The organism is Atopobium sp. ICM42b (assembly GCA_000564995.1).
Classification (GTDB): domain Bacteria; phylum Actinomycetota; class Coriobacteriia; order Coriobacteriales; family Atopobiaceae; genus Lancefieldella.
Genome location: JDFH01000029.1, coordinates 1 through 18,691, shown reverse-complemented (window position 1 = coordinate 18,691; position 18,691 = coordinate 1). Strand labels below are relative to the sequence as shown.

Sequence of the window (18,691 nt, the reverse complement as noted above, 5' to 3'; positions counted from 1 at the left end):
GATAATCTGTCAAAAAGACGTATACATTACGCTGAAAATAGCTAAAACATGCAGAATATCTGACTTAGAAGTGTAATATGCTCGCATCTGAGCAGAATATCTGACTTAGGTGTGTTCCGTAGGTGCGGAATTTGCCTATAGTTAAATCTTTTATATGACGCTATTCATTTTTTAGCATATTAGATGAAGTTTATGCATAGAGATGCATATCAGGTAGTGCGACCGCCTAGCTGCCTGGCTATCTTGATTAAGAACATGTTGATTCTTCAGCAGAACATAAGAAAGCTGCGCTATTTTGTGCGCCAGGCCTAAAAGCCGACACTAACACGCTGCAGAATCATAATCACACGCATATGAACAGCCTCCCATTTCTCGTGTCCAAGAAATGCGAGGCAGTTCATGTCCTAGGCATGAGAGGTTTTTATTTAGGTAGTAAATACCGTTTGTAGAATAATAGAAGCCGTTTACGATAGTTATCAGTGAAGTCGATTAAACGTAAATGATTAAAGTTCATACTGATACTGTAGAAGCATATTTATAGCTTTATAACTAATAAGCGCCTTCATTTTTTTAATTCAAAGAAATTGTAGGTGAAGAAATGAAAAGAGCGTACCGCTTCATTGTTTCTATCATAGTTGTCTTAATTGCACTTTCTTCGTTTTTGGTGGGAAATGGTTTTTTGGAAATATTTACTTCCCGAAAATTCGATTCTTGGCTCTCTGATCAGCCACAATTTTATACGTCACAGATGTCTGATGAGACAAAAGAAACGTTTGTGTCAGTTGTTAGGTCTTACGCACAAACTCACAAGATGATTCTTATAACTAAGAAAACTGAATCAATTACTGAAGGGCCTAGGATATTGACCGTTGGCGTGCTGTCTTCTCCAGGTAGTGAGGCTAACAGCTTTGATTCCTTTGATATTCTTGGCACCCAAGTTATAAATAGGCAAAAAATAAATGAACTTCTCGGACGTTCTTCAGAGTCATATCTTGGCTACGGAATGGATACTAACAATAAGGTTAGTGACTTGCCGTATGTTTTGGGCTCAGTTTATTTCAAATTAGATCAAATTACTCCTGGCTATAATCTGGGAAATTCTTGTGCTGTTTTAGGCCTTTCTCCTGAAGAATTTGATGAATTGGTTAGTCAGATTTCAGAAGCTACTGGCCTACATAAAGAAAAATTTATTACTAATTATTCAGGATCAGCGGTTGAAATTGGACTCTTCTACTATGTTGCTGGAGTAACTTTTATAATCTTGAGCATATCGTTTTGTTTACTGACGTATTACAACTCGTTACAAGAATTAAAAAAACTCGGTGTTCACGTAATGCTTGGCTGGAGTAAGAGCGATTACGTCGTTCATCATTATTTTTTCTATTGTGCTTTAGCAGCTGTTTTACTGCCATTAGCCTTTATGTGGACAATGGTTAATTGCTCCGGATTTGATATTACTGGCAGTTTTTTACTGTTTACGTTTACCTCGGCAATGCCAGCAATACTTGTAGTTGTGGTTTCGGTACTAATTTCTGCTGCTCCACTTCTAACAATCCGCCCTGTAGATGCAATTTTAGGAAGATTGTCACAAAAGGGTCTATACGTTCTAACGGCGATAATTTATGCACTTTGTTGTGTAGTAGTTTTTGCTGGTTCTACTTATATGGATGCTCCTATAACAATGTACTCAAATCTACTATCCACTCAAGAAAATTGGTCTGTATATAAAGATTGGTATATTGTCCGAAATCATGTTTCTCAAGGTCATTTTTTCAACGGCAGGCCAATGGATAAAAGTAAGGAATTATTTGATTGGTATAAAACCCACGAGCACGATACAGGCGTGTATATTGCTCATGTAAATCAAATAGGTGAGCCAACGCTAAATGCCTATGAAGTAAATTCATCGATTTTGAAGCCATTTGATGTTCTGATTGCATCCCCATCTTATCTAAAAGAAATTGGGGTAGCGTTGACTGATGAACAAGTTAAAAAAGCGGAGAATGGAACAAGGATTTATCTCGTTCCAAGTTCGTATTCAGAAGAGCAAAAATCTCTGCTAAGAGAACTTGTGGCTAGAAGCGACAAGATATTTGAGTCAGACATTGTTACACCCTATATGCAAAATCCTTCATCTGAATTTATTGAATACGATGCTAGTGGGGGATTTTTTACCTGGTCAACAAATATAGACAGCCCTTCTATAAGCACAAATGTTGTAATCAAAGTGGTAACGTCAAATAACATGGTTCCTACTGAATCAGAAAGTTTAGTGGCTACGGGGCTTGATAATAGTTACATAAAGTTATCACCTGAGGCCGCTGCAAATTTGTTGGATTCCAGCGGTGTTGTAGAGCTCTCTGATGATGGTTTTGGAACACAGTTCAGTTCGATAGAGAGCTTTATAAAGGACTACAGAAAATCTCTGCAGGAGCTCTTCCTCTTATTCGGTGTTGTAATTGCGCTTATGTTTGCGGCTATAACAGTTATTCAAATAAGTATGATTTCAATTGTTCAGAGATTACATGAGAGAAAAATTGCTGTTGAATGCATGTTGGGATTTGGTATTTACAAGCAATACATAAATATTTTCCTCATAGTGAATCTCATTGCACTTGTTGGAACACTTTGCATGATTGTCATAGGTTCAACTCTTGGAATAATAATGGGCTGCTTGATGTTATTGATTTCCAATTTGACTATCAGTATTTCTGCAAATAGAAGCACTATGAGAATTGTTCTAGAGAATCTCTCTAAGGAGTAGTTATGAAAACATTTCTACAGGTAGATGCTCTCAATAAGTTATTTGGAAGCAACACAGTTCTTCATAACATTTCATTTGAGATACAGAGCGGAGAGTCAGTGGCTCTCGTGGGCCCTTCTGGCTGCGGAAAATCAACGCTTCTTAATATCATCGGTCTTCTCGAGACTTTAGATTCAGGCGCAATCAGCCTTGAAGGAAGAGCATATCCTTCAATCAATAGCAAAAAAGCAACACTTATGAGGCGCACTGAGATCAATTACCTATTCCAGTCTTTTGCTCTCATTAACGACTGGAAAGTAAGCAAAAATCTCTCACTAGCGCTTCAATACACCAAGCTTTCAAAGCAGGAACAGGAGCATCTTATTAAAACTGCTTTGGAAAGCTATGGAATTGGCGAGAAGTTCGATGCAGTTGTAAATGAGCTTTCTGGTGGAGAAAAGCAGAGGGTGGCAATTGCTCGAGCAATGATAAAACCGGGTAATTTAATTCTTGCTGACGAACCAACTGGATCACTTGATAAGGCCATGGCCACTATTGTTATAGACAGTTTGCTAGATTCCGTTCACGCAAACCATAAGACGCTTCTTATGGTCACTCATGATATGAGTATTGCTCAACGTTGCGATCGAATTATTGAATTGCCAAGGCACCAATAGAAGCGCAGGTGTAATAAGGTACTTTCAGTTTTTGCAATGCGTATTACAGGCGTTAAACAGCTCGGTCTTAGGCAACTTTAACGGCAGGAAGACTTGCGGTAGAGTCTGCAGAATCTGAATCCTCTACGCGTGGCCATGAGCAGCTGCGGACATCGTCAGAGGTGAGGCCAAGCCAACGAGCACGATGACCGTCAATTTTTGCTGGGCGGCGATGCAGCCACAGAGAGATTCCCAGAGTCCAAAGAGGCAGCAAATAAAGGAAGCTCGCAGCTAGAAGACTCATGGAAGGTGCGCCAATTGCAGAGAGTACCGAGATGTTTGAGATGGACCACGGTACCAGAGGAGCAAGAATTACAGCGCTATTCTCGATATCCAAAGCAAGGGCGCTAGAAGAGTTTTCTGCGTTCTCGCACAGATCGTTTGTCAGCATAATAGCCAAGGTCTGGTTGCAAGAAACCATTGAGGTAAACATGCTGGTAATCAGAACGCCAAAGAAAGGCGTGGAGTTATCGGAGAGGTCGGCTACCAGCTGGCACATACGGCGAAGCAGGCCAGTTGTCTGGAAAAGACCAGCGTAGCTTGAAGAAATGGTCACGATTGTCAAGACGTTCATCATGGAGAAAACGCCTCCACCATTCACCATGTTTGCAACGGTAGCTCCTGGAGCGCGAAGGCCAAAGAGCAAGATGACTGGCAGGTCTGTAAGCGGAACGCGCTGGATGGTGACACACAGAATGCAGGCCAATACCAGGCTGGATGCCATGGTCACAATGACATCAACCTTAAGAAGCGAGAAAACAATTACAAGAAGTGCTGGTGTAAGCGAAATCAAAGAAAGTCTAAAGGAACGGCTCAGAAGACCAGTAATGTCGGGAATAGTTCCCGTGTTTGCCATAAAGAAGTCCCAGGCCACGTAGATAACACATGCAGCAATAAAAGGCACCACGCTGGTACGAAGCATGCGGTTAATGTTCTTGGATAGATTGGTATCGGTGAGCTGGGAAACAAGGATTGCGCTGGTAGACATAGGGGAGCAACGATCGCCAAAGTAGCTACCTGCAAGAACAGCGCCACCAATAAAGAACTCGCTTGCTCCAATTGCCTTACCAATAGACATGCAGATGATACCCATGGTTGCGGCAGTACCAAATGCGGTACCCAAAAGCATGGACATCATGGTGCAAAGTAAGAATGTTGCCAGAATAAAGACAGAAGGAGAAATAAGAGAAGCGGAAATGCTGACAATCTCTGGAATGGTTCCAGCTGCTCGCCATGCTGCGCTCATAGCACCAACAACAGCAAACAGCGCAATAATTGTTTTAACTTCCCAAACAGATTCAAAGGCTGCCAAAAGAAGCTTTTTTGCAGAGATTTTACGAGAGAGTCCGTAACCAAAAAAGAGGAAGAAACCAATGGTCAAGATAGATGTAAGGGGGAAAGATAGGGCTGTACCTACGATGAGCATCACCGCAAAGGCACTTAGTACTATTAGCTCTACCATGCATCCACTCCAAACGAATTTCTTATGTAAATAGAGTAGGCAACTAAAAAGTTGAAGTCCAACTGTTTTCAATGGTTATAATTACAAGTAATTTTTGTAATACAGTGGGAGCAAAAATGAACTTTCAAACTATGGATTATTTTGTTGCCGTTGCAGAAGAAAAGAGCTTCACCAAGGCGGCTGAGCGCCTGAGCGTAACGCAGCAAACGCTCTCGGCAAATATTGCGGCAGCAGAAAAAGAACTTGGCTCTAAGCTGTTGGAACGCACCGTCCCGTTGTCTCTAACGTTTGCGGGAGAAGAGTTCTTGCGTTATGCCCGTAGGTTTCAGGCTCAGCGTCGCGCTATGGATCAAGAGTTTCTTGATATTGCGGGCAACGAGCGAGGTCGCCTGCGTGTTGGTGTTACCGCAACACGAGGCCACATCATCATGCCGCGCTCCATCGCTGCTTTCCAAAAATTGCATCCAAATATCTCCATTGAGCTTGATGAAGGCGAGAATGACGAGCTGGTTGAGTGGCTATCTGAAGGCCAGCTTGACTTGATTGTTGCAACAGTTAATTCGTCGTCGTATGACTTGGTTGTTAAAAAGCTGTTTGACGAGAAGATTGTTCTGGTTGTCTCTCAAGCGCTTCTTGAGTCTTTGTATGCAGATAAGGTTGACTCGGTTGTCGCGCAAGTCAAAAAGACGGGAAAGCTCACGGCTCTGGAGGCATGTCCTTTCCTAACGGTTGGTAAGCGAGACATTGCAGGTAGTTTTGCTCGTCATACGTTTGCGGCATCGGGCATTTCTCCCACTATCAAGGTCATGTCCAGAAACTCCGAGACGCTTTTGGCACTTGCCATGAGAGGGGTTGGCGCGTGCTTCTTGCCATCGGAGTTGGTGGCGTCTTCTTACTACGACTTTGAAACATCTGGCCTCCACATTATTGAGCTAGGAAAAGAGATGTCGTACTCGGTCAGCGTTGCCTGGCGACGCACGGATCATGTGTGGAGCACAATCGAGTCATTTGCCCAGGTGCTTTCTGAGCAGCGGTATGTGGTTAAGCGAGGTGAGTAGCATGGATGCGCCTCAGACTGACAGTAATCTTGAGATTTTGTATAAAGATGAGTATCTGCTTGCCGTAAATAAACCTGCGGGAATTATCGTTCATGCGGATGGTACCCATGAGCCTTCGTTAACTGAGGCAGTTTGCGAGAAACTTCGCGCACTTGAGAGTCCAAGCAAGATAGACCTTTCCCAGGTTCAAGCTCTGAATCGCCTTGATAGGGAGACTACGGGCATAGTGCTTTTCTCGCTCAAAAAAGAAACGCAGGCTCAGTTTGACCAGCTTATTGCCTCCAAGGAACTTTCCAAAGAGTATCTGGCAGCTGTTAAGGGAACGTTTGAACCAAATAAAGTGCTGATAGATAAGGCAATTGGAAAAGATCGGCATGACGCTCAGAAGATGAGAATCTCAGCCACAGGCAAGCCTTCTCAAACGGAGGTACGCCTTATTAAGGTTGCATCGTCAGCACAAGGTCAAACTCAAAGCTTGCTACTGGTCAATTTGCTGACAGGAAGAAAGCATCAAATTAGAGTGCATCTCTCGTCACTCGGATTTCCCCTGGTAGGAGACACGCTGTATGGAGGCGTATCGTCTCTGCAGCGCGGAGCAAAAAAGAAACATAAAGCGCAGCCGTTAATGCTGCATGCATATCGCGTTGAATTTATTCATCCAGTCACGAGCGCAAAAATTGTGATTAAAACGGACATTCCAGAGCGATTTTCTTATTTTGGTGTCACTGAGGTGGACTAATAGTACATACTTTGTGATAGAGACATACATTCATTTTGTGCAAATACGTTACCCAGACGTGCATAAAGTGAACGAGGAGGGGGAGAAATGCCTGGCACAATGCGAGGTGTCTATACCAACCTGACTGAAATTCGCAGGAAGGTATTTAAAGAGGTTTCAGCGCTTGCGTATGAAAAAGCAGACAAGAGCGTTGATGAAATTGCTCGCCAGATGGAAGAGCTACCTTACAAGATTATTCCTGGTGATATTGCAACGTATCGCGAGAGCGTCTTCTTGGAGCGCGCTATTGTTGGTGAGCGTATCCGCATGACTATGGGCATGCCTATGCAGGGTGTTGATCAACCCGAGCAAATATCCGATGGCTTGGAAGAGGCTTCTCGACCAGAGGTTTATTACCAGCCACCGCTGATCAACATTGTTAAGTTTGCGTGCAATGCCTGCGAGGACAACGTGTATCGCGTTACCAACGCTTGCCAGGGCTGTCTTGCACACCCTTGTCGAGAGATTTGTCCTAAAGAGGCAATTAGCTTCGTGGACAAAAAGGCATATATTGATCAGGAGAAGTGCATTCAGTGCGGCATGTGCTTCAAGGTTTGTCCGTACCAGGCAATTCATCACCACGTACGTCCTTGCGCTGCTGCTTGTGGCATGGATGCTATTGGTTCTGATGAGCACGGTCGCGCAGACATTGATTACGAGAAGTGCGTATCTTGTGGTCAGTGCCTGGTCAACTGCCCCTTTGGTGCTATTGCCGATAAGAGCCAGATTTTCCAGGTAATTCAGGCTATCAATGAGGGCTATACCGTTGTGCCAATTGTGGCTCCTTCATTTGTTGGCCAGTTTGGCAAGGGTAGCGTTGGCCGTCTTCGTGAAGCCTTCAAGGAGATGGGATTCGCCGAGGTAGAAGAGGTGGCAACAGGCGCCGACCTTTGTACCGTTCAGGAAGCAGAAGACTTTGTCAAAGAAGTTCCAGAGAAGCTTCCCTTTATGGGAACAAGCTGCTGTCCCTCTTGGTCTGCTATGGCTAAAAAAGAGCATCCAGAGCATGCTGATGCTATCTCTATGGCACTCACGCCAATGGTTCTGACTGCTCGTCTGGTAAGAAAACAAAACCCAGAGTCCAAGATTGTCTTTATTGGACCATGCACTGCTAAGAAACTTGAGGCACTGCGTCGTTCTGTTAAGTCAGAGGTTGACTTTGTTCTGACCTTTGAGGAGCTTGCGGGCATGATGGAGTCTAAGGGTATTGACTACACCAAGCTTGATGACGACAACTCCGACTTTGAAAACGCCTCCCATGACGGTCGCGCCTTTGCAGTGGCCGGTGGCGTAGCAGGCGCCGTAGTAAACGTCATCCACCAGAAGTACCCTGATAAAGAAGTTCCTATCATGGCTGTTGACGGCCTTGCTGAGTGCCGAGCTATGCTTAAGGATGCTGTTAAGGGTAAATATCCAGGTTATCTTCTTGAGGGTATGGCCTGCCCAGGTGGATGTGTCGGAGGCGCTGGCACCCTGAGTGCCGTTAACCGTGCCGCCGCAGCGGTTAAGCGTTACGCAAAGACCGCTTCTTCTGAGCTTGCTTCTGCGAATAAGTACAACGATCTTATTTCAGAGCTTGCGGGCACCGTTTCTGCTGAGGTTGAGATTGCCGAGGTTCTTGAGGTTCAGAAGCCTGTTGAGTAGACAGGTTCTCTCAAATTAAACGTAAAACGCCGGTGCACTGCATCGGCGTTTTTATATGAGATGCAGGTTATTAAGGTAATTTACCTGGTAAAAAAGGACCTGCGTTAACAGGTCCTTTAAGTTTTAGCTGAGAGATAGTCAACAAAATGCTGATTATTTTGAATTACTCAGATTTTTCGTTTTTCATGGATGCATAGAACGTTGCATGTGAAAAAACGTCTTTAATGGTTTTTCCATTAATAAAAGGAAGTGCGAGAAATTCGTCTACCGTAGGAACTAATTCAGAACAATCTACAAAGTGGTTTTTTGAGTTTCTGATACTGGTGTCTTGAGCTCTCCATGCCTCAAAGTTGACATCAGTGAGGTAATAAACCTGGTGTCCGACTTGCATGTACACAGAGTGATTACTGTGCAGGTACTCTACCAGGTCTTCGTAAGAAATCTGGAGAACCTCAGAACTTTTCTTGCCCATGATGCAATCCTTTCCACGTCGCTTGCGCGCAAATTATGGACGCACTTTTATTGACTATACCGCCCTCCGAATACGCTTATTCAGACGAATTGAGAGGCATAGGCAAGCGGACGTTTTTTCTCGCTCAACGGCAATGAACGGATGGTTGCATTTTTAGTGCTACTATTTGAGAATTTCTTGCACCATTTCTTCTGCTGTATTGCAAAGCGTGGTAGCACCTGCAGCTAGAAGCGTTTCTTTATCTCTAAATCCCCAGGTAACACTTATGCAAGGCATGCCGCTGTTGTGTGCTGTTGCAACATCAACCTCGGAGTCTCCAATGTAGACAGCGTCTTGAGGGTCAACGCCAATTTGAGCGAGGGCGTAATGGACAGGCTCGGCATCAGGCTTTCTTTTAAGGTCATCTCGCTGACCCAGAGCAAAGTCAAATCTACCTGGGAAGAAATTGGTCATTAAATCGGCAATAGCAAAGTCTGGCTTGTTGGAAACAACAGCGCATTTAACGCCAGCTGCCCTGAGCGTATCAACCGCATCAAGGATGCCAGGGTAGGGCGCAGTGTTATCTAAGCTGTGATCAGCGTAGTGCTCCTTAAAGCATGCGAGTACGCGCTGGTATGTTGCTTCATCAGTACTCTCTGGCACAGCGTCACGGATAAGTTTAGCAATGCCATTTCCAACCATCTGACGTACTTCATCAACGGTATAGGTGGGCATGTTGAACTGCTCAAGGGCGTAATTTGTTGCCCAAGCAAGATCAACAATAGTGTTCAGAAGTGTTCCGTCTAGATCAAAAACAGCGGCTTTATAGGCCATGAAAGCTCCAAGTTCTTCTCGCCCTGTAAGAGGGCTCATGTGTATCAATTTCAGTCTAGCGTAAAAGTGTGACGGTAAGTTATTTATTCCTCGTGAATCTCCACTAAGTTTAGATTGAGAGGATTCGACTAAACGTTGGAGAGTACAATGTTTAATCTATGAGCAAGAACGTGCCGTCTACACGTTTTTGCCGTCTTGAAGGCGCTTTCCGATTTGGCACAGGGAAGCAAAGACGAAAGGATAAAAATGGATTGTTCCTCAGAAAACCCCCAGAATTATTCCGCTCACGCAGCTGTTGATTTGCACAGCATGCATACGCATACCTGCGGTGAGCTTCGTGCAGAGCATATCGGTCAGACCGTTACGCTCACTGGTTGGGTTTGGCGCCGTCGTGACTTTGGTGGCCTGATTTTTGTTGACCTTCGTGACCGCGAGGGTTTGACCCAGATTCTGTTTGACCCAGATGTTGATGCAGAAACATTCGCAACTGCAGAGACTATTCGTCCTGAGTGGCCTGTTTTGATTTCTGGTACCGTTCAGCATCGTTCTGAAGGTCAGACCAATGAGGCTCTTGCTACCGGTGAGGTAGAGGTACTTGCTTCAAAGATTGAGGTTCTTAATACTAGCGCTGTTCCACCATTCCAAATTGAGAACCACATTGACGTTAACGAGGACCTTCGCTTGAGGTACCGCTATGTTGACCTGCGTCGTCCTCAGATGGCACAGAATCTTCGTATGCGTTCTGATTTTGCATTTGCGCTTCGTGAGGCTTTCCATAAGCGTGACTTTACCGAGGTAGAGACTCCAGCGCTGTTTAAATCTACTCCTGAGGGCGCTCGTGACTTCCTGGTTCCATCTAGAATGCAGGGTGGAAACTTCTACGCACTACCACAGTCTCCACAGCTGCTGAAGCAGCTGCTGATGATTGGCGGCGTTGAGCGCTACTACCAGATTACTAAGTGCTTCCGTGATGAGGATCTTCGTGCAGATCGTCAGCCTGAGTTTACACAGGTTGATATGGAGATGGCATTTGTCCGCGAGGAAGATGTCATGGCAGAGCTTGAGGATATTCTGGGCGATGCATTTGCAAAGATGGGTATTGAGTTCCCAGCTCCATTGCGCAAGATTCAGTACTGGGATGCAATGGATACTTACGGTTCCGACAAGCCTGATACCCGCATTGGTATGGAGCTCCACGACGTCTCTGAGGTCTTCAAGCAGTCCAGCTTTAAGCTCTTTAGCTCTGCTGCTACAACAGAAGGCCAGTACGTCAAGGCAATCAACGTTAAGGGTGCAGGTACCTGGCCACGCTCTCAGGTAGATAAGCTTGCCGAGGTAGCTGCCGGCTTTGGTGCCAAGGGACTTGCATGGGTCGCCTTCAAAGAGGACGGTTCCGTGGGAGGTCCTATTACCAAGTTCTTCTCGCCAGAAGAGCTTGAAGCACTGCGTGCAGAGATGTCTGCTGAGGCAGGGGACTTGATTCTCTTTGCTGTGGGCGGCCGCCTGGAGACAGATGAGATTCTTGGTGGTATGCGCCTGCATATGGCAAAGGTCTTGGATGTACCGCGAGAAGGTCATGATTTCCTCTGGGTTGTTAATTTCCCACTGTTCCATTGGGATGAGGAAACTCAGTCCTATGCTTCTGAGCATCAGCCCTTTACGCTTCCTCGTGAGGATGAGCTTGACCTTCTGGACACTGATCCTCTGGCTATGGGCTCGTATACGTACGACTTTGTTATGGACGGCTTTGAGGCTGGCGGCGGTGGAATGCGTATTCACAACGCTGACCTGCAGCTTAAGATTCTGGAGAAACTCGGCTTTACTGAAGAGCGTGCAAAGGCTCAGTTTGGCTTCTTGATGGAGGCTCTGACGTTTGGTGCACCTCCAATGGGCGGCTTTGCACTTGGTCTTGACCGCGTATGCATGTTGCTTGCAGGTGCTGATTCTATCCGTGATGTCATGGCGTTCCCAAAGACTACTTCTGGCTCTGATCTTATGTCTAGCGCTCCTTCACCTGTTTCTAATGAGCAGCTCAAGGAGGTTTCGCTTCAAACGCTTCCAAAAGAGGCATAAGCAAACCAAGCAAAGCAAGACAGTAAGGTACGTGGTGTTTTAACGATGAATGATGCTTCTGTAAAAGAAAAAGCTCCATCTGCTCGCGCTGAGTTAAAGGTAATCTTGGACCATTTTGGCGCGTATAAAAAGGACTTTGTTATGTCGGGACTCTGTGTGTTTGCAGAGTCCCTACTCGAATTAGTGATTCCTGTACTCATGGCCCAAATTGTTGACCAGGGTATTTTACAGGGTAACCTTCAGACTGTTTTTGTAAACGGTACCGTTATGGTTGTCTTTGCTCTTCTCGCCATGTTTGCTGGTATTGGATATGCGCGCTACTCAGCAAAAGCAGCTATGGGACTAGGCGCTCAACTCAGACAAGATGAATATCGCCGTATGGAAGAGTTTGCTTTTGCAAATCTTGATAAATACGATTCATCCTCTTTGGTGACGCGTTTGACTTCTGATGTAACCATTATTCAGAATGCCTTTGCAATGGGCACGCGCCCGTTTATGCGTGGACCAATTATGCTGGTCATGGGCTTGGTTATGGCGTTTATTATGAGCCCAGAGCTGGCAGTAGTGTATTTTGCTGTGCTGCCTTTCTTGGCCATTGCACTCTTCTTTATTGTGAAGCGCGTTGGTCCTTTGTACCGCGTTATGCAAAGTGCAATGGATAAGCTTAACGAGGCACTGCAGGAAGACTTTGCTGCGGTTCGAGCGATTAAGGCATATGTCCGAGAAGGATATGTCTCCGAGCGCTTTGAAAAAGTTAATACCCAGTATGCACAGACTGCTACAAAGACCTTTGGCACTTCCGTTTTAAACCTGCCTATTTTCCAGGCCTCAATGTATGTCACTAACGTGGCTATTCTTTGGTTTGGTGGCCAGATGATTATGGCTGGCAGACTGGGTGTTGGTGAGCTTACGGGATTTATGAGCTACGTACTGCTTATCATGAACTCTCTTATGATGATTTCTGGCGTGTTCTTACTTACTGCTCGCGCCATTACCAGTGTGCGTCGAATTGGAGAGATTCTTTCCGAGGAGCCTGCTATTGAGTCTCCAGAGCACGGTTTGACTGACGTTAAGAATGGTGCAGTCCGCTTTGAAAACGTATCCTTCAAGTATAGTCAGAGCGCTGAAGAGGACGTCCTCGAAGACATTAATCTCTCGTTTGCGCCAGGCTCTACCGTTGGTATTCTTGGCGGCACCGGATCCGGAAAAACCACCCTTATCCAGCTGATTGCTCGCTTGTACGATGCTACTGAAGGCACCGTGTTTGTTGGCGAGAATGACGTCCGCTCCTACAATCTTGTTTCACTTCGTGACGCAGTATCTGTTGTCCTTCAAAAAAATGTGCTGTTCAGCGGCACCGTCCGCGACAACCTGCTCTGGGGAGATCCCAATGCAACTGACGAGGAACTGCTTCATGCCTGCTCTACTGCATGTGTTGATGAGTTTCTTGACAGGATTGGCGGCTTGGACGGAGACCTTGGTCAGGGTGGCGTCAATGTTTCTGGTGGCCAGAAACAGCGCCTTTGCATTGCACGTGCGCTTTTGAAGAAACCAAAAATTATCATTTTTGATGACTCTACCAGTGCGGTTGATACAGCAACCGACGCAAAGATCCGCGCAGGCCTTGCTGAGCTTGCTGACATGACAAAGATCATCATTGCTCAGCGTGTGAACTCGGTTATGGACTCAGATCAGATTGTCGTTCTTGATAACGGTAGGGTCCATATGACTGGCACTCACACAGAACTTCTCGCCAAGAGCCCTATCTATAGAGAGCTGTATGAGTCGCAGATTGGCGGTAGTCAATCAGACATTGATGCTGCTGGTAAGGAGGTGTCACATGGCTAATCGCGCAGGAGGAGCACGTCCTCAAAACATCGGACATACCATTAGGGTGTTTGTCTCGTACTTAGGTCATGCTAAGAAGCGCCTTATGTTGGTGGCACTTCTTGTTTCTATCAGCGGTTTAACGGCGCTCCTTGGCACCTACATGATTAAGCCTGTTGTTGCTGCAGTGGGCAGGGGAGACGTAAACGCATTTACCAACCTCATTGTATTTACAGCGGTTGTGTATGCAATTGGTGCTCTTACCAGTGTTGGTTACACACAAATTATGGTTCGCGCTGCCCAGAGGATTGTTTTTGACATTAGGCGAGACCTCTTTGAGCATATTGAGTCGCTACCGCTCAAGTTTTTTGACCAGCGTACTCGCGGCGATATTATGAGCTTCTTTACAAATGACGTGGATACCATCTCGGAAGCGCTCAACAACAGCTTTGCCAACCTTGTTCTGGCGTTTATTCAGATGGTTGGCACGCTTGTACTGCTCATTGTTCTTAACTGGCAGCTGACGCTCATCACTGTTCTCTTTGACGTTTTGATTGTGATTTATGCACGCTATGCAAGTAAGCGCTCTGCTAAACATTACTCGGTGCAGCAAAAGAGCCTTGGTGTTCTCAACGGTTTTGCAGAAGAAACAATCTCTGGCCTTAAAGTGGTTAAAGTTTTTAACCACGAGGATGCAAACTTTGCTGATTTTCAAAAGGTTAATGACGAGTTACGGCACTCTGGAACAAGTGCTCAGGGTTATGCGGCAACTATGGTTCCTATCACGGTTTCATTGACGTATATCAATTACGCTGTGGTTACCGTGGTTGGCGCACTGCTTGCCGTAAACGGACACGCGGATGTTGCAAGTCTTGCATCCTACCTGGTCTTTGTTCGCCAGGCCGCCATGCCGTTTAACCAGTTCACGCAGCTCTCCAACTTCCTGCTTACCGCTCTTGCCGGTGCCGAGCGCATCTTTGCGGTTATGGAGATGACTCCTGAGGTTGATGAGGGCAAGGTTGACCTGGTGCGCGTTAGTGGTTACGAGTCTGGAGAAGAGTCCTGGGCTTGGGTCACACCGTCTGGCGAGAAAACCCCTCTTGCCGGAGACGTTCGCTTTGATGACGTGACCTTTGGATACGACGATGATCAGACAGTTCTTGCAAACCTCACCCTGTTTGCAAAACCTGGCCAGAAGATTGCATTTGTCGGCTCAACTGGTGCTGGTAAAACAACAATTACCAACCTCATCAACCGCTTCTACGATGTTCGTAGCGGAACCATCACCTACGACGGCATTCCAATCAATGACATCAAGAAGTCTGCACTAAGGTCCTCCCTGGGCATTGTTTTGCAGGACACACATCTGTTCACGGGTACCATCGCAGATAATATTCGCTTTGGTAAGTTAGACGCCACTGATGACGAGGTTATTGCTGCAGCAAAAATCGCAAACGCAGATAAGTTTATCCGCCGTATGCCTCGTGGTTACAACACCGTGCTTACCTCGGACGGCGCCAACCTTTCCCAAGGTCAGAGGCAGCTTTTAGCAATTGCGCGTGCTGCTATTGCTGATCCTCCCGTGCTTATCTTGGACGAGGCAACTTCCAGTATTGATACGCGTACTGAGGCACTTATCGAGAAGGGCATGGATGCCCTGATGGCAGGCCGTACCGTCTTTGTGATTGCTCACAGGCTGTCTACGGTTCGTAACTCTGATGCCATTATGGTTCTGGAACATGGTCGCATTATTGAGCGTGGTACTCACGATGAGCTTATTGCAAAGCATGGAGAGTATTATCAGCTGTATACGGGATCGCGCGAGCTGGAGTAGGGGCGTTTTATGTTTGAAGCGTTAGCTGTGGCTCTTGGTGGAGCTCTGGGTAGTTTAGGTCGCTGGCAGTTGGGAGTCCTTTTTAAACAGTGGATTCCTAACCTGCCAGTTGGTACGTTAGCAGCAAATGTAGTAGCAGGTTTGATTATTGGTTTTGTGACGGGACTTGACCTTGCAAGTCCACTTCAGCCGCAGGTAAAGCTATTCTTAGCTGTGGGCCTTTGCGGAGGACTTTCGACCTTCTCGACCTTTTCAAATGAAACGCTTACCTTTATTCAAGCAGGTAATTGGGCCGCTGCAGGTGTGAATATTGCGGTCAATGTTATAACGTGCCTGGTTGCTGTGTTTATTGGACTGAAATTATCGGCTATTGTGTCGTAGCGCAATAGTTCACTCGTCTAAATTAAAAGCTAGATATCCTTCTTTTGGATACCTAGCTTTTTAATTTGCTTTCTTTTAAATACCGCAGTTGCGTTTTATTTTGTTATCTTAGGCAGTACAAAGAGCACGATTCCCATGGTAACAAGAGGGATACAAGCTACGCACACAAGTACAAAGAGTGCATTCTGAGCTCCTGCAAGGGTGCTTGTAGCTAAGTCTGTAGCTCCAAGCTGAGAAGCCGCTACAACGCCAGAAATAACGCTGGTGCCCATAGCGCCAAAGAGCTGCTGCAGTGTGTTGATAACAGCATTTCCATCTGCCTTGCGGTCTTCTGGTAGATGTCCTAGAGCTACCGTAAAATTGTTTCCCATCTGAAGCGCCTGGCCAATGGCAAAGATAGTAAAAATATACGTAATCATTTCTACGGTAAGCTGGTGAACAAAGAGCAGCAAAAGGAGCATGCTGGTAAGGCAGCAAAGAATGCCTGTAACAATAGGCTTTTTAGCGCCCAGCTTGTCTAAAATCTGACCAGAAATTGGTGCCATAACTGCGCCAATAGCACAGCCTGGCAACATCTGAGCTCCTGCTGCGGTAGCGCCTGCACCTAGTACTAGCTGGGAGAAGTTAGGCAGAAGATACGACTGACCAAGAATAATAAATTGCAGAGCAACAATAGCAAAGAGCGAGAGCACAAAGCCCTTCTCGCTAAATACCTCAAGGTTAATGATAGGAATTTTTGTAGATTTATTAGATTGCTCCTGGTGTTTAAAGGAGTTTTCGTGACGCACAAAGAACATAAGTGAGCCCACAAAAATCATAATTGCGAGCAAAACAGGAATGCTAAGCAGGCCAAACGCGCTGGACTCGTCAATAACAAAGATGAGCGCAATAAAACTTACGGTAAGCAGCAGCCAGCCAAAGACATCAAAAGAAATCACTTCAGTCTCATGGCTTTGTTGGATTGAACTAATTCCCAGTACAAATGCCACAATCAAGAAGGGGAGAAGACCGGCAAAAATCATTCGCCAGCCAAGATGCTCTGCAATCCAGCCACCAGCTGAAGGTCCTACTGCAGGTGCAACGGCGGTAACTAGCATGCCAATGCCCATCATGACACCCATGTTTTTAAGTGGGGCTTGCTCGGTGATGATGTTGAACATCAAAGGCAGTGCCAGACCGGTGCCAATGCCTTCTAAAATGCGGCCAAGCAGCAATAGCATAAACGTTGGAGCAGCAAATCCACAAAGAATGCCACTAATATAGAAGATCATGGCTACGGTAAAGATACTTTTAGTTTTGAATCGTCTGTTTAAAAACGACGACATAGGCATGATAATAGCAAGAATCAAAAGGTACGAAGTAGTCATCCATTGTACCGTTGAGGTGCCAATAGAGAATTCCTCCATTAACGTTGGAAACGTCACGTTCATGGCAGTTTCTACGACAACTCCCGAGAAGGACATAATTCCTGTTGCAATTACAGAAAGAACAAGTTTTGCGTTGAGCTCTCTTTTAAACATACAATCCCTTCTTTTCTCGGCGGTACATCGTAACACTATTCAAAGTAGGTTTTATAGCTGTTGGCGTATTCATCATGGTTCTATAAGCAGGAAAAAAGAACGGGGTGGTTTAAAACCACCCCGTTCTGCTTAGCAATATTGCGTGTTAGCAAGCTGTTTATTTAGCTTTACCCTGGTTTGCAACAGCGTTAATCTTTGCCTCGATGACAGCTGGATCGCCAATATAGTGCTTGTCTACAATGTTCCAATCCTTGTCAAAGGTGTATGCGCAAGGAATGCCAGTTGGGATGTTAACCTCAAGAATCTCTTCTGGAGTGAGGTGCTCAAACTGCATAACAAGAGCGCGAAGGCTGTTGCCGTGTGCAGCAATAAGAACACGCTTACCTGCCTCAAGCTGTGGCTTGATCTCCTGCTCAAAGTAAGGCCATGCGCGTGCAATGGTGTCCTTTAGGCACTCGGTGTAAGGAAGATCTTCTGCTGGAACATCGCGGAACATTTCCTGAACGTGAGGATCGCGCTCGTCGCCTGACTCAAGAGCTGGTGGCTGAACATCAAAAGAACGACGCCAAATCTTTACCTGCTCCTCGCCGTGCTCAGCAGCTGCATCAGCCTTGTTGAGGCCCTGAAGTGCACCATAGTGACGCTCGTTCAGACGCCAGGTCTTATGAACAGGAAGCCAGTTACGGTCAAGCTCATCAAGAACATGATTCAGAGTGTGAATAGCACGCTTGAGCAGAGAGGTGTAGCAAACATCAAAGTCATAGCCAGCCTCTTTGAGAGCGCGGCCGCCAGCTGCTGCCTCCTCGTGACCAGTCTCGGTAAGGTCAACGTCGGTCCAACCAGTGAACAGGTTGAGCTTGTTCCACTCAGACTCACCGTGGCGAACAATAACAAGGTGCATGTACTGATCTTCAGCCATTAGGCTTCCTTTCTACGCGTCAAACTTTGTGCACCATACGTGGTAAACACCAAGTTTTTGGCAATACTTTACATACAGGTGCAAGACAAAACGCTTGCGAATAATATTCTACCGCACACCGAAAAATACGTGCGAATCAATGTCTAAAAGATTTTGCATATCGCGTGTGCCAACTTTGAACTGCCTCCCATTTCTTGGACATAAGAAATAGGAGGCAGTTCAAAACACACCTAAGTCAGATAATCTGTTAAAAAGACGTATACATTACGCTGAAAATACCTCAAACGTGCAGAATATCGTCATTAGGTGTGTAAAATGCCCGCATCTGAGCAGATTATCTGACTTAGGTGTGTTCCTTAGGTGCGGAATTTACCTATAGTTAAATCTTTTATATGACGCTATTCATTTTTTAGCATATTAGATGAAGTTTATGCATAGAGATGCATATCAG

At 45.7% G+C, this 18,691-nt stretch carries 14 protein-coding genes; 9 read left to right on the top strand and 5 right to left on the bottom strand.

The window, feature by feature from the left end; translation table 11 throughout:
* Positions 1–598: 598 nt before the first annotated feature.
* A complete protein-coding gene (locus HMPREF1493_RS06570) occupies positions 599–2,764 on the top strand; it encodes a bacteriocin-associated integral membrane family protein (RefSeq protein ID WP_035428832.1) in 2,166 nt (721 codons plus the stop codon).
* 2 nt (positions 2,765–2,766) lie between these two features.
* Entirely contained in the window at positions 2,767–3,420 is a 654-nt protein-coding gene (locus HMPREF1493_RS06565) for an ABC transporter ATP-binding protein (RefSeq protein ID WP_035428830.1), read from the top strand.
* 67 nt (positions 3,421–3,487) lie between these two features.
* Here the strand turns inward: HMPREF1493_RS06565 and HMPREF1493_RS06560 are convergent, their stop codons facing one another.
* Positions 3,488–4,993: a Na+/H+ antiporter NhaC family protein gene (locus HMPREF1493_RS06560; RefSeq protein WP_286127394.1), complete on the bottom strand. Its 1,506-nt coding sequence runs from the start codon at positions 4,991–4,993 to the stop codon at positions 3,488–3,490.
* A gap of 44 nt (positions 4,994–5,037) precedes the next feature.
* Between HMPREF1493_RS06560 and HMPREF1493_RS06555 the strand changes: the two genes are divergently transcribed.
* The 3 genes from HMPREF1493_RS06555 (at position 5,038) to HMPREF1493_RS06545 (ending at position 8,401) form a co-directional block, all read left to right on the top strand.
* Positions 5,038–5,979, top strand: a complete 942-nt coding sequence (locus HMPREF1493_RS06555; RefSeq protein WP_035428827.1) for a LysR family transcriptional regulator — start codon at positions 5,038–5,040, stop codon at positions 5,977–5,979.
* 1 nt (position 5,980) lies between these two features.
* Positions 5,981–6,718: an RluA family pseudouridine synthase gene (locus tag HMPREF1493_RS06550; RefSeq protein ID WP_035428824.1), complete on the top strand. Its 738-nt coding sequence runs from the start codon at positions 5,981–5,983 to the stop codon at positions 6,716–6,718.
* An 87-nt stretch (positions 6,719–6,805) separates the two neighbouring features.
* Positions 6,806–8,401 (top strand): 4Fe-4S dicluster domain-containing protein, encoded by a 1,596-nt coding sequence (locus HMPREF1493_RS06545; protein ID WP_035428823.1) that lies wholly within the window; start codon positions 6,806–6,808, stop codon positions 8,399–8,401.
* A 163-nt stretch (positions 8,402–8,564) separates the two neighbouring features.
* Here the strand turns inward: HMPREF1493_RS06545 and HMPREF1493_RS06540 are convergent, their stop codons facing one another.
* Positions 8,565–8,873, bottom strand: a complete 309-nt coding sequence (locus HMPREF1493_RS06540) for a hypothetical protein (RefSeq protein ID WP_035428821.1) — start codon at positions 8,871–8,873, stop codon at positions 8,565–8,567.
* Between the two features lie 162 nt (positions 8,874–9,035).
* Positions 9,036–9,686: an HAD family hydrolase gene (locus HMPREF1493_RS06535; RefSeq protein WP_035428819.1), complete on the bottom strand. Its 651-nt coding sequence runs from the start codon at positions 9,684–9,686 to the stop codon at positions 9,036–9,038.
* Between the two features lie 246 nt (positions 9,687–9,932).
* Here HMPREF1493_RS06535 and aspS point away from each other — a divergent pair, with 246 nt between their 5' ends.
* Genes aspS through crcB form a run of 4 tightly spaced genes read left to right on the top strand, consistent with a single transcriptional unit; the run spans position 9,933 to position 15,801 of the window.
* Positions 9,933–11,759, top strand: a complete 1,827-nt coding sequence (gene aspS / locus HMPREF1493_RS06530; RefSeq protein WP_035428817.1) for an aspartate--tRNA ligase — start codon at positions 9,933–9,935, stop codon at positions 11,757–11,759.
* Positions 11,760–11,804: 45 nt separating this feature from the next.
* Entirely contained in the window at positions 11,805–13,607 is a 1,803-nt protein-coding gene (locus HMPREF1493_RS06525) for an ABC transporter ATP-binding protein (RefSeq protein ID WP_051485340.1), read from the top strand.
* Positions 13,600–15,420, top strand: coding sequence for an ABC transporter ATP-binding protein (locus HMPREF1493_RS06520; protein ID WP_035428814.1), 1,821 nt, complete (start codon positions 13,600–13,602; stop codon positions 15,418–15,420). Before HMPREF1493_RS06525 ends, HMPREF1493_RS06520 begins: the two co-directional genes overlap by 8 nt.
* Before the next feature lie 9 nt (positions 15,421–15,429).
* Positions 15,430–15,801, top strand: coding sequence for a fluoride efflux transporter CrcB (crcB, locus tag HMPREF1493_RS06515; RefSeq protein WP_035428811.1), 372 nt, complete (start codon positions 15,430–15,432; stop codon positions 15,799–15,801).
* 95 nt (positions 15,802–15,896) lie between these two features.
* Here the strand turns inward: crcB and HMPREF1493_RS06510 are convergent, their stop codons facing one another.
* The gene (locus tag HMPREF1493_RS06510) at positions 15,897–17,321 is read right to left on the bottom strand and encodes a DHA2 family efflux MFS transporter permease subunit (protein WP_035428809.1); all 1,425 of its coding nucleotides are present in this window, start codon (positions 17,319–17,321) and stop codon (positions 15,897–15,899) included.
* Between the two features lie 157 nt (positions 17,322–17,478).
* A complete protein-coding gene (gpmA, locus tag HMPREF1493_RS06505; protein ID WP_035428807.1) occupies positions 17,479–18,240 on the bottom strand; it encodes a 2,3-diphosphoglycerate-dependent phosphoglycerate mutase in 762 nt (253 codons plus the stop codon).
* Positions 18,241–18,691: the final 451 nt, after the last annotated feature.

Excerpts from the sequence above, each read along its gene's own strand:
- HMPREF1493_RS06535 (WP_035428819.1), bottom strand. The coding sequence starts at position 9,686 with ATGGCCTATAAAGCCGCTGTTTTTGATCTAGACGGAACACTTCTGAAC.
- HMPREF1493_RS06545 (WP_035428823.1), top strand. The coding sequence starts at position 6,806 with ATGCCTGGCACAATGCGAGGTGTCTATACCAACCTGACTGAAATTCGC.
- HMPREF1493_RS06555 (WP_035428827.1), top strand. The coding sequence starts at position 5,038 with ATGAACTTTCAAACTATGGATTATTTTGTTGCCGTTGCAGAAGAAAAG.
- HMPREF1493_RS06570 (WP_035428832.1), top strand. The coding sequence starts at position 599 with ATGAAAAGAGCGTACCGCTTCATTGTTTCTATCATAGTTGTCTTAATT.
- aspS (WP_035428817.1), top strand. The coding sequence starts at position 9,933 with ATGGATTGTTCCTCAGAAAACCCCCAGAATTATTCCGCTCACGCAGCT.
- HMPREF1493_RS06510 (WP_035428809.1), bottom strand. The coding sequence starts at position 17,321 with ATGTTTAAAAGAGAGCTCAACGCAAAACTTGTTCTTTCTGTAATTGCA.
- gpmA (WP_035428807.1), bottom strand. The coding sequence starts at position 18,240 with ATGGCTGAAGATCAGTACATGCACCTTGTTATTGTTCGCCACGGTGAG.
- crcB (WP_035428811.1), top strand. The coding sequence starts at position 15,430 with ATGTTTGAAGCGTTAGCTGTGGCTCTTGGTGGAGCTCTGGGTAGTTTA.
- HMPREF1493_RS06520 (WP_035428814.1), top strand. The coding sequence starts at position 13,600 with ATGGCTAATCGCGCAGGAGGAGCACGTCCTCAAAACATCGGACATACC.
- HMPREF1493_RS06525 (WP_051485340.1), top strand. The coding sequence starts at position 11,805 with ATGAATGATGCTTCTGTAAAAGAAAAAGCTCCATCTGCTCGCGCTGAG.
- HMPREF1493_RS06540 (WP_035428821.1), bottom strand. The coding sequence starts at position 8,873 with ATGGGCAAGAAAAGTTCTGAGGTTCTCCAGATTTCTTACGAAGACCTG.
- HMPREF1493_RS06565 (WP_035428830.1), top strand. The coding sequence starts at position 2,767 with ATGAAAACATTTCTACAGGTAGATGCTCTCAATAAGTTATTTGGAAGC.
- HMPREF1493_RS06550 (WP_035428824.1), top strand. The coding sequence starts at position 5,981 with ATGGATGCGCCTCAGACTGACAGTAATCTTGAGATTTTGTATAAAGAT.